Source organism: Terrilactibacillus tamarindi, assembly GCF_009718825.1.
Lineage (GTDB): Bacteria > Bacillota > Bacilli > Bacillales > Sporolactobacillaceae > Terrilactibacillus > Terrilactibacillus tamarindi.
Genome location: NZ_WNHB01000036.1, coordinates 1 through 11,006 on the forward strand (window position 1 = coordinate 1; position 11,006 = coordinate 11,006).

Below are 11,006 nucleotides of genomic sequence, written 5' to 3' on the forward strand. Positions count from 1 at the left end.
ATAGTTAGGAACGGATGAATAATCAATGGCATGTGGAAGTATTTAATGATTAGTTCCGTCCATGGTTTTATTATTAACCAATTTTCGTCATTGTATTCCCTAAGTAAGTAAGGGCCGTCCAATGAAGAATCATGGTGAATCGAAGAAGCTTCGTTATAGCGTGATTGTCATATGATGTAGAAATCGGGCAGGAATCTATGGGCATCATGTAGAACTATTAATAGTATTAGAAACTATAATTAGAAAGATTGAGAGATAGGCTGAATGATGACTGTGAGGGTATTATTATGTGGATGACCGATTATCTTATTTTACTCATAACCATGCTCGTTTCCATGATCCTATTTAAAGTGCTTTTTCAAGGATTAAATAGAAGTTCATTACATCTTTTTGGTCCATTGCAAAAACGAACTAAACGAATAAAAAATAAAAAGAGAGTCCAAAATATTATTTTTTATATCCTTATCATAGGTTTTCTCATGATATCAAATGCCGTTGATTTAAACAGCTTGGCATCAGGAATTATAATGGGATTTCTTATTAGTTTGAATGAAATTATTTTTAATGATGATAAAGTTACTTCATAGCTTCTTATATTTATCCTTACATTTATACGTTGATCTCCATTGATCGGTGGTAGATATCGTCAACCGCAATTTCTTGTATAGAGCGGTGTTAATATTGACCTTAGTTGCGACTTCAAATGATCAAACAATGAAGACTCATATGTTTAACATCGCCCTTAAGAAAGAAATTAGTGAATCCACTTCAATAACCTTCTCGTAAAAACTTCCTCAATACCTCTTTATCCTTATCCAAAATTCAATATGATACAATATGATTAGAACTCTAACAACAGGGGGAATCGTCATGGGTTTTGTATCAGTTGTCGCAACGAAAGATTATTTGAACGTTTTGAGTGATGGTTTACATACTCAAGATCAAAAAGATGGGGAAATAACAATATTAAGTGAAGATACGCCTCATTTCATAAAGATTAGCCAAAGCCAATTTTTTGCTTTTACAGGCGATAAAGGTTTCTTTGATCAAATAAAGAAAGAGCTTGTCTATCAAGATCATGGTTACGATTTAATTGACCTTGTTCATACATATCATGCGAGAATTAGCAAAATTCCATATGAAAAAGCGCCTATTTTTATTACCATCGGAGGTTTAGATGATAAGCGAGATATGCAGGTTTTTGCTTTTTCCAATGAAAATCATGCAGATAAAAGTTGGCTTCATTATACACCCAAAGAGAATGATTTATGCTGTACGTTTATGGAAAGTAGCCAGAACATTGATCAAAAGAGTCACCAAAAAATCACCGAAAAATTCAAAAGCTATTTGGGCAAGTATGGAACGAATACGGCGAATAAAGCATCCAGAGCACAACACGATTTAAACGCTTATGTGGCTTCTATTGATTCGACTGTAAATAAGAAGACTTTTCAATTCACAATTAAAAAGTAAATTTTAAGATAAATTAAGGGAGTCTGGCCATGAAACTGATTATCGCTGAGAAACCCGACCAAGGGTTAAAGCTCGCATCACCTTTTATAATAAAGAAACAAAGGGGTTATATAGAGATTGAACCAAACACGATTTTTAAAGATGGCGCCATAATGACATGGGCTGTTGGGCATTTATGTGAACTAATTCCCCCAGAAGATTATGACCCTAAATGGAAAAAATGGTCGATGGATACGTTGCCGATCATACCAACTAAATTTAAACATCGTGTAACGAAATCTAAATGGAAACAATTTAATCTAATTAAATCCCTTATTCATAGGCAAGATGTTGATGAAATTATCATTGCAGGAGATGCTGGGCGGGAAGGTGAAGCCATTGTGCGAATCATTCTTACCCTTTGTGGATCGCATAAACCTATGAAACGTCTTTGGATATCATCTTTGACTCCAAATTCGGTGAAAGCTGGATTCCAAAATTTACTCGATGCAAATAAAACCAAACCTTTATTTGATGAAGCCATGAGTCGAGCTTGTGCAGATTGGCTTATTGGGATGAATGCTTCACGTGCTTATACTCTTTTACTTCAGACGAAGGGCATATCAGATGTTTTTTCAACTGGAAGGGTTCAAACACCAACACTGGCATTAATTGTTAAGCGGGAGTATGAAATCGAAAACTTCTCATCCGAACCTTTTTGGGAAGTTGAAGCCACGTTTGAAATGAGTGGCAAAGTATATACTGGGAAATGGCACAATAAAAACGAATCTCGAATTAAGACAGAAGAGATGGCCATAAGAATTTCTGATTTTTGTAAAGGAAAAGAAGCGATTATCACCTCGATCGAAAAGAATCGCAAAGAATTTCTTCCCCCCTACCTATTTGATCTTTCTAGTTTACAATCGACGGCAAACAAGATGTATAAATTTTCACCGCAGCAAACCTTGGATATCGCACAAAAACTATATATCAAAGGACTCATATCTTATCCAAGATCCGATTCTCGTTTTGTAACGGGTGAAGAAGCACAACTTTTTCCTGATATATTAAAAAAACTTAGTACATTCAACACGTTTAAAGATTATTTTCCAGTTCCAACTCCATCCTTATTAAAGAACAAACGATATGTGAATCCAAAGAGAGTCACCGACCATTATGCTATTATTCCAACTGAGCAAGTGGTCGATCCCTGCCGTCTGTCAGGAGAGGAACAAAAGATTTACACACTCATTGCACAAAGGCTAATTGCCGCGCACGATCATCCAGCGATTTTTGATTATACGACAATTCATACGTTAGTAGATAATAGGGCGACGTTTATTTCTAAAGGAAAGGAACAAATACAAGAAGGTTGGCGACGTGTGATCTATTCAAATAATGAAAGAAAAAAATCAGATAAAGAGGATCAAGATTTACCTTCGCTTCAGAAAAGCGAGCATGGTATTGTTCAATCGCTCAAAATAAAATCTAGTAAAACAGAACCACCAAAGCGTTATACGGAAGGTCAACTAATTACTTTAATGAAATCTTGTGGCAAACATGTCGATGATCAAGAATTAAGTAAAGTGTTAAACAAAACGGAAGGGCTTGGAACGGAAGCGACCCGAGCGGGGATTATTGGCGTTTTAAAGGATCGAAAATATATACAAATTAAGAAGAACCAAGTCTTTGCCACGAATAAAGGAAAGATACTGATTGATTCTGTAGGAAAAAGCATTCTTTCATCTCCTGAGATGACGGCAAAATGGGAACAGCGCCTGCATGAAATAGGTGAAGGAAAGGCCTCTCCGATACGATTTATGGAGCAAGTAAAGATGTTATCTAGTAAACTAATAGAAGACGCCATTACAGAAAGTAAAGCATGGAGATTTGATAAATACAATCTGAATGAATTTAAGCAAACTAGAAAGAAGAAAGGCTCTTCTAATAGAATCGGTATAAAGGTAGGTAAATGTGTCCTATGTGATGGGGATATAATTGACAAGGGGACTTTTTATGGGTGCTCTAATTATCACCATACACAATGTCATTTTACGATATCAAAAAAAATCCTCGGCAAAACACTCTCTCAAACAAACGTTAAAAAATTATTAAAAGGTGAAGAAACGAATGAAATAAAAGGATTTAAGAAAAATGACAATGTTTTTAGTGCAAGGTTAAAGTTAGACAGCCAAAATAAAATTAAATTTATATAAACATTATGTAAACTATCTTAGTTAAGTTATTTTTTTAAGAAGTCATGCTATTATCATAAATTGATGAAATTTCTCGCTCTATTTTTTATGCCTCTATTATGAGGCTTTTTTTAATCGTTTTTTTGGATATTTAGTCACGTCCTGTTGCCATAATCCTTAAAAACGTCTTTAGATTTTGGATACAAAATCACTTTTATAAAAAATCCCTCTTTATATATTTCTAAAAAATTCACTAGAAAATGATTAGAAACAACTGAAATCGGGCATATGAATAATAACTTACAACATAAGGAGGAAAAAAGATTATGGGCTTTATTTGGTCATTAATTATAGGAGGAATTTTAGGTTGGTTAGGAAGTTTGATTGTTGGACGAGATGTCCCTGGAGGTATTATTGGTAATATAATCGCTGGATTTATTGGTTCTTGGTTAGGAAACTTTATACTCGGCCAATGGGGACCGGAAACAGGTGGATTTTATATCTTCCCCGCATTAATTGGGGCCATCGTGTTGATCTTTATCCTAAGCCTAATTTTAAGATCATTTAAACACAGAAATGCTTAAAGTGAATTTAATTTAATGTTAACTTGAAAAGCCAGAAGAAAAATGTTCTTATTTTTCTTCTGGCTTTTTCCATTATTAGCCTCACAATACGGGTTAGCAAAATGTTAAATTAAAGGGCTCATTCATAAATAATTTTCTTAAATAAATATCGAGGAATGGTTTTTATAACAAAATTTTAAACTAAATGATAAATTAGGTAGTGACTTTAACAATTTAGTATGTTAAATTAATAACGAAGTAAAGTAATGACCCCTATGATAATAAGCCCTACTCCCTTAGGGCTTATTTTGTTTTGAAAAATTGAACGTCATATCGTTAAAGCTTGTAGATTGTGAATTCTACAGGCTTTTTTTAGTTGATCACCAGGCATTAGACAATCAAAAGTATATTCCGAACTTATTGGGCATGATAAGAACAATAATGAATTGTTATTCGAACTCATGAAAGGAATGACATTGGAAATTGGATAGAAAAAAATTTGAAGTTGGGGATCATGTCTATGTTATCTATCGAAATCCTCATACAGCAAATGTAGCGAATATCACACAGGCTGAAATTGTTCAACATCCTGAAAATGAAGATGATATAGCCCTTTTTTTACATGAGGATTATCACCTCATAGAAGATGATGACGCTATTTATTCGACGTTTACCGAGGCAGAGACCGAATATAATCGGATGTTTGATTACGAGCAGTATGACTGATTTCGTTATGGAATTAATTTTAGTGAAAGTGAGGCCTTATCATTGATTAAACCCTTTGTACCTCAGTTGGTTTATATTGAACCAAGAGCTTTAGACTACCCATTAGGCTTGGAACTTCATCGAAAATTTACAAATATGGGACTTGAGATTAGAAAAACGACATCACATAACCAAGTTCGGAATATCCCTGGTTCTAACCATTTTCAAACCTATAGAAATGCGAAATCAACCTTAGTTATTGGCGTCCGAAAAACATTAGATTTTGACACGTCAAAACCCTCTGCAGAATATGCCCTTCCATTAGCTACCGGTTGTATGGGTCATTGTCACTATTGCTATCTACAAACAACGATGGGAAGTAAACCATATATTCGAACTTACGTGAATGTAGATGAAATACTAGAAAGGGCAAATCAATATATGATCGACAGGCTACCAGAGGTGACACGTTTTGAGGCAGCTTGTACGTCAGATATCGTTGGTATTGATCATCTAACGCATTCCCTTAAAAAGGCTATTGAGTATTTTGGAAAAACAGAACATGGTCAACTTCGATTCGTTACTAAATTCCATCACATCGATCATTTACTTGATGCCAGACACAATGGAAGGACCCGTTTTCGTTTTAGTGTCAATGCCGATTACGTCATAAAGTATTTTGAGCCAGGTACCTCACCGTTGGATTATCGAATTGAAGCTGCACGTAAAGTTGCAAGCGCTGGATATCCACTTGGATTTATTGTCGCACCTATTTATATTTACGACGGTTGGAAAGAAGGTTATAAAGAGCTCTTTAAAAAACTAGACTCGGAGCTACCGGCTGAATCAAGGAACGATATAACATTTGAGTTGATTCAACATAGATATACTAAACCCGCAAAGCGTGTTATAGAAAAGAACTACCCAAAAACAAAGTTAATCATGAATGAAGATGAGCGTCGATATAAATGGGGGAGATATGGGATTGGTAAGTATATATATCAAAAAGATGAAGAACAGGAACTTCGTGAGGCATTAGAAGGCTATATAGATCACTATTTCCCTGAAGCGAAAATTGAATACTTTACTTAATTATTCATGTGGATCTTATTTATAAACATGACGACCATCATCGTGATTAAGGAGGATACAAAAGGCGCATGAATAAGTTTTCACACGCCTAATCTAAGGGCATTCAAATATAACTTTATTCTTGCCATAAATAGAACAACGATTTAAGGTAAAATTAAAACCCCAAACAACATGAATGGACGATAAACACCCATCTTTCTTACCTCTTATTTCCTATAGTCTTTTTATATAATAATATGTATCAGTTTAACGAAATAGATAGGCAAGTAGTCAGGAAAAGAAAAGGTAAAAAGAAATGCGTGTACTATTAAGAAATATCGGAAATGATTAATGGAAAAATGTCCAACCCATTAATGGATATCCCGGAATACGCCAATAACCTTTCCAAGAATTACACAATCGTTTAATATAATAGGTTCCATCGTTGGATTTTCCGGTTGAAGCCTGATATGACCATTTTCTTTATAAAAGCGTTTAACTGTTGCTTCATCATCTTCCGTCATGGCAACAATAATTTCGCCATTATCGGCATTTCTTTGTTGGCGAACTATCACTTTATCTCCATTTAGAATGCCCACGTCAATCATACTATCCCCTACAACATTCAAGACGAAAACATCATTATCATTGACCATTGTCTTTGGCACAGGGAAATACTCCTCAATATTCTCGATCGCAGTAATAGGTAGTCCAGCAGTAACTTTACCAACAACGGGGACGTGAACGACATTAGTTTCTTCCGGCGTTATACTAGCGGATGAATCATCAAGCACTTCAATAGCTCGAGGTTTTGTTGGATCTCTTCGGATCAAACCTTTTTTTTCTAAGCGAGAAAGGTGTCCGTGAACAGTAGAACTGGAAGCGAGTCCTACAGCGTCACCAATTTCTCTGACTGATGGAGGATATCCTTTAGTTTGAACTTCGTGTTTTATAAAATCAATAATATCTTGTTGTCTCTGTGATAGTTTCATAATTTCCTCCTTAATAGCAAATTTCCACTATTATTATAACATGTCGAATTAACGAACGCAAACATTCGTTCGAAAAAAACACAAACAATTGTTCTAGAGTCTATTGACACAAACGGTTGTTCGTATTAAACTATGAACGAACAAACATTCTTATTCGTGGGGTGGTTAATGATGCATTCAACAACTCAAAATGTCAAAGGGACTTCTTTCATTATTATATTTCTTTTTCTTATTCTTTTTATTTCTTTCTTTACCGCAAGGACCATTCTGGCTAATAGTCCCGATCAATATAAAACAATCACCATTAATAGAGGAGAAACGTTATGGTCAATTGCCAATACATATAAAAAAGATACTCATGGTTTTAATACGAATGAATTTATTAATTGGGTTGTGAGAGAGAATGGTATTGACAACGACCGATTGCAATCTAATCAAAAGATCATTATACCGGTATTGAAGCAGTAGCCTTGCACATCCAGCTCCTTTACGATAAGCTATTTTCAACTTAATTTAAGGAGAATACTATATGCTTGCTAAAGAAAAATTAAAACGAATTTCGGAACTAAGTAAAAAATCAAAACTTGAAGGATTGACTAAAGAGGAAAAGAAAGAGCAACAATCTCTCAGGGAAGAATATCTAAAGGCGTTCCGTAAAGGTTTTAGGGATCATCTACATACCATCAAAGTAGTAGATGAAGAAGGGACAGATGTGACGCCACTAAAATTAAAACAAAGTAAGGAACGCCGATCAAAGAATTAGAAGATTGTCACTTTTGATACAAAAAAATATTTAGAATCAATTTTCATATAAATTTGATGAAGAATTTATATAGTTTGTGTTAAACTGTATGTGTTCCTTATTTTCAGATGAAAGGATGAAATTACATTGTCTCAAACTATTAAGCAACCCGCTATTGAACAACTATCGATTGACACCATAAGAACGTTGTCAATTGATGCTATTGAAAAAGCTAACTCTGGGCACCCAGGAATGCCGCTTGGTGCAGCACCAATGGCATATACGCTATGGTCAAAAGTTATGAAGCATAGCCCTAATAACCCAAACTGGTTCAACCGTGATCGTTTTGTCTTATCAGCAGGCCACGGTTCAATGCTACTTTATAGCTTACTTCATTTATTTGGATATGGTCTTACGATTGAAGACTTAAAGAATTTCCGTCAATGGGGCAGTAAAACACCTGGACACCCTGAATATGGACATACTGCTGGCGTCGATGCAACAACTGGACCTCTTGGTCAAGGAATTGCTATGGCCGTTGGTATGGCGATGGCCGAAGCTCATTTAGGTGCAAAATATAATCGTGAAGGCTTTAACTTGGTTGATCACCATACATATGCTATTTGTGGTGATGGAGACCTTATGGAGGGGGTAGCTTCTGAAGCGGCATCTCTTGCTGGTCACCTTAAACTAGGAAAACTTGTTGTTCTCTATGATTCCAATGATATTTCTCTAGATGGAGACTTAAATATGTCCTTCTCAGAAGATGTCATGAAACGTTTCGAAGCATATGGCTGGCAAGTTATTCGTGTTGAAGAAGGAAATGACATTCAAGCAATCAAAGAAGCATTAGACAAAGCCAATGCTAAAACAGATCAACCGACATTAATAGAAGTAAAAACAGTCATTGGTTTTGGTGCTCCTACTAAAAGTGGTAAAAATACTTCTCATGGATCTCCACTTGGTGAAGAAGAAGCCTTAGCAGCCAAAAAGAACTATGGTTGGGATTATGAACCTTTCTTTGTTCCTGAAGAAGTGAAACAACATTTTGAAAAATTCAAACAAAAAGGCGCTGAATTAGAAGAAGATTGGAACAAACTATTCAATTCATTTAAAAGCGCTTTCCCTGAACTCGGTGAGGAACTTCAAAATGCGATTGATGGTAAATTACCAGATGGATATGAATCTGAATTACCTCAATATAAAGTAGGGGATAGTAAAGCCTCACGTATTACATCAAATGAAGTGCTTAATGTCCTTGCTGGTAAAATCCCGCAACTATTTGGTGGTGCTGCAGACCTTGCTTCTTCAACTAAAACCTTAATGGGACAAGATATTAACTATAGTCCAAAGAATTACGAAGGCCGTAATATTTGGTTTGGTGTAAGAGAATTCGGAATGGCAGCAGCTGTTAATGGTATGGCACTCCATGGTGGTGTTCTTCCATATTCATCTACTTTCTTTGTTTTCTCTGACTATTTGAAACCAGCTGTTAGACTTTCAGCGCTTATGGGCTTACCGCTTGTCTATGTATTTACACATGACAGTATTGCTGTTGGTGAAGATGGTCCTACACATGAACCAATTGAACAGTTAGCTGGTTTGCGTGCGATTCCTAATTTAAGTGTTATCAGGCCTGCTGACGGCAACGAAACTCGAGAAGCATGGAAACTTGCTGTAGAAAGTACAGATCATCCGACTGCTCTTGTTTTGACTCGTCAAAACTTACCAACACTTGAAGGAATGGTACAAGGAGCTACTGAAGGTGTGGCTAAAGGGGCTTATATCGTTTCTGAAGCTAAAAAAGAAGCAGAAGGTATTTTGATTGCAACAGGATCAGAGGTTTCAAAAGCTGTAGAAGCTCAACAAATTCTTGAAAAAGACAACATCTTTGTCAGAGTGGTTAGCTTACCGTCATGGGATTTATTTGATCGCCAATCGAAGGAATATAAAGATGCCATTCTTCCTCCAAACTTAACAAAACGTGTTGGTGTGGAAATGGCAGCATCACTTGGATGGCACAAATATGTTGGATTAGAAGGAGATCTAGTCACAATTGATAAATTTGGAGCTTCTGCAAATGGTGATAAAGTTCAAGAAGAATATGGCTTTACAGCAGAAAATATTGCTTCAAAAATGAAAAAACTATTTAACAAATAAATATTAAGTCATGATCTATCCGATTTGGATAGGTCTTTTTTTATACTTTTTAATCAATACTTTCCGCTATATTTTACATATTAAACCAACATCTCTTGAATGATCGTTAAATTATTTTTTAAAAAATAGACAAATATAAATTGTTTTATGCTTGCATATAAATAGATGATATTCGACAAAACTAGTGTCGGCTTGTCCCTCGTTTAGACACTCATTGCAAATGAATTATATTATAATGGTCATAAATTAGTTGTTATCGGGGGTGGGTATCTTTGAGACAATACATAATTTATTTAATTGAAGAAGAGATATCAAAGCATTATTTTGGGAAAGAACGTAAATTATATGAATTTTTTCTTGAAGCAAAGCTAGATCATCAACCAAGAATGAAACAGCTGATTCAAAAACAAATGGATTATATTGTAAGACCCATTTCGTATTCTGAGATTTCAAAAACTCTTCAACGTCATTGTCGTTGTCTTTCCCACGCAAATATGTTTACGTTAAATTGTTCGAAAGGTACAAGCTCTGCAAAAATAATGATTAAGGATAAAGAAATCAAACTTTTGTCAAAAGGACACTATGACGCCGAAGCGACATTTTTAGAAATCCTGAGACAATATGATAAACATTTTTTTGCGATTGACTATATCAGTCATCAATTTGGGTGGTTAAATCCAATCAAGGATGCTTATTATATTACTCAATAAGTTAGAGGCGCTTCATAAGCGTCTTTTTTTCTTGACCTGTAATTCAAGTTAGATGGTGCTCCGATAAAACATGGGTAAAAAGGATTGAAATTTAACTTGTTTATCATAAACATTCGGTGAAGAGGTTGTACTTTTCTATTTCTTTATAGTAAACTAATGAATGGATATTAACATAAGGAGGACAACTAACTCATGTGGTTATACTTAATAGTGGGCATTGTCGTTGGTCTTATCTTGGGCGTCATTCTCGGCTTCTTCCTTGCCCGTAAATATATGATGGATTATCTCAAAAAGAACCCACCCATTAATGAAAAAATGCTTCGTGTGATGATGTCTCAAATGGGGCAGAACCCATCGCAAAAGAAAATCAATCAAATGATGAAAGCTATTAATAATCAAATGAAATAAACGACTGG

Annotated in this window: 12 protein-coding genes; 11 read left to right on the plus strand and 1 reads right to left on the minus strand. The window is 35.2% G+C overall.

Annotated features, from left to right (window positions below; all coding sequences use genetic code 11):
- Window positions 1-293: 293 nt before the first annotated feature.
- The 6 genes from GMB86_RS14930 to splB all read left to right on the plus strand — a co-directional run bounded on the left by GMB86_RS14930 (window position 294) and on the right by splB (window position 6,007).
- A complete protein-coding gene (locus tag GMB86_RS14930; RefSeq protein ID WP_230459144.1) occupies window positions 294-587 on the plus strand; it encodes a hypothetical protein in 294 nt (97 codons plus the stop codon).
- Window positions 588-870: 283 nt separating this feature from the next.
- On the plus strand, window positions 871-1,473 hold the full coding sequence (locus GMB86_RS14935) for a hypothetical protein (protein ID WP_155221288.1): 603 nt from the start codon (window positions 871-873) through the stop codon (window positions 1,471-1,473).
- A 29-nt stretch (window positions 1,474-1,502) separates the two neighbouring features.
- Window positions 1,503-3,668, plus strand: coding sequence for a DNA topoisomerase III (locus tag GMB86_RS14940; RefSeq protein ID WP_155221290.1), 2,166 nt, complete (start codon window positions 1,503-1,505; stop codon window positions 3,666-3,668).
- Between the two features lie 305 nt (window positions 3,669-3,973).
- Window positions 3,974-4,231, plus strand: coding sequence for a GlsB/YeaQ/YmgE family stress response membrane protein (locus tag GMB86_RS14945; protein ID WP_155221292.1), 258 nt, complete (start codon window positions 3,974-3,976; stop codon window positions 4,229-4,231).
- 462 nt (window positions 4,232-4,693) lie between these two features.
- Entirely contained in the window at window positions 4,694-4,936 is a 243-nt protein-coding gene (locus GMB86_RS14950) for a transcriptional regulator SplA domain-containing protein (RefSeq protein ID WP_155221294.1), read from the plus strand.
- Between the two features lie 42 nt (window positions 4,937-4,978).
- On the plus strand, window positions 4,979-6,007 hold the full coding sequence (gene splB / locus GMB86_RS14955; protein WP_155221296.1) for a spore photoproduct lyase: 1,029 nt from the start codon (window positions 4,979-4,981) through the stop codon (window positions 6,005-6,007).
- A 350-nt stretch (window positions 6,008-6,357) separates the two neighbouring features.
- On the opposite strand, the gene lexA is transcribed toward splB, so the two are convergent.
- On the minus strand, window positions 6,358-6,981 hold the full coding sequence (lexA, locus tag GMB86_RS14960) for a transcriptional repressor LexA (protein WP_329602963.1): 624 nt from the start codon (window positions 6,979-6,981) through the stop codon (window positions 6,358-6,360).
- 168 nt (window positions 6,982-7,149) lie between these two features.
- On the opposite strand from lexA, the gene yneA reads away from it, so the two are divergent.
- From yneA to GMB86_RS14985, 5 genes are all read left to right on the plus strand, one after another.
- Window positions 7,150-7,446: a cell division suppressor protein YneA gene (gene yneA / locus GMB86_RS14965; protein ID WP_196220253.1), complete on the plus strand. Its 297-nt coding sequence runs from the start codon at window positions 7,150-7,152 to the stop codon at window positions 7,444-7,446.
- A gap of 61 nt (window positions 7,447-7,507) precedes the next feature.
- Window positions 7,508-7,741 carry a DUF896 domain-containing protein gene (locus GMB86_RS14970; RefSeq protein WP_155221301.1) on the plus strand — a complete coding sequence of 78 codons (234 nt, stop codon included), beginning with the start codon at window positions 7,508-7,510 and terminating at the stop codon, window positions 7,739-7,741.
- A gap of 126 nt (window positions 7,742-7,867) precedes the next feature.
- Complete coding sequence (gene tkt, locus GMB86_RS14975) at window positions 7,868-9,880, plus strand: transketolase (protein ID WP_155221303.1); 2,013 nt, start codon at window positions 7,868-7,870, stop codon at window positions 9,878-9,880.
- Between the two features lie 272 nt (window positions 9,881-10,152).
- Complete coding sequence (sirA, locus tag GMB86_RS14980; protein ID WP_155221305.1) at window positions 10,153-10,590, plus strand: sporulation inhibitor of replication protein SirA; 438 nt, start codon at window positions 10,153-10,155, stop codon at window positions 10,588-10,590.
- A gap of 192 nt (window positions 10,591-10,782) precedes the next feature.
- Window positions 10,783-10,998: a YneF family protein gene (locus GMB86_RS14985; protein ID WP_141189364.1), complete on the plus strand. Its 216-nt coding sequence runs from the start codon at window positions 10,783-10,785 to the stop codon at window positions 10,996-10,998.
- The last annotated feature ends 8 nt before the right edge of the window (window positions 10,999-11,006 follow it).

Coding starts and splice junctions, on each gene's coding strand:
- GMB86_RS14930 (WP_230459144.1), top strand. CDS start 294: ATGACCGATTATCTTATTTTACTCATAACCATGCTCGTTTCCATGATC.
- GMB86_RS14935 (WP_155221288.1), top strand. CDS start 871: ATGGGTTTTGTATCAGTTGTCGCAACGAAAGATTATTTGAACGTTTTG.
- GMB86_RS14940 (WP_155221290.1), top strand. CDS start 1,503: ATGAAACTGATTATCGCTGAGAAACCCGACCAAGGGTTAAAGCTCGCA.
- GMB86_RS14945 (WP_155221292.1), top strand. CDS start 3,974: ATGGGCTTTATTTGGTCATTAATTATAGGAGGAATTTTAGGTTGGTTA.
- yneA (WP_196220253.1), top strand. CDS start 7,150: ATGCATTCAACAACTCAAAATGTCAAAGGGACTTCTTTCATTATTATA.
- GMB86_RS14970 (WP_155221301.1), top strand. CDS start 7,508: ATGCTTGCTAAAGAAAAATTAAAACGAATTTCGGAACTAAGTAAAAAA.
- GMB86_RS14985 (WP_141189364.1), top strand. CDS start 10,783: ATGTGGTTATACTTAATAGTGGGCATTGTCGTTGGTCTTATCTTGGGC.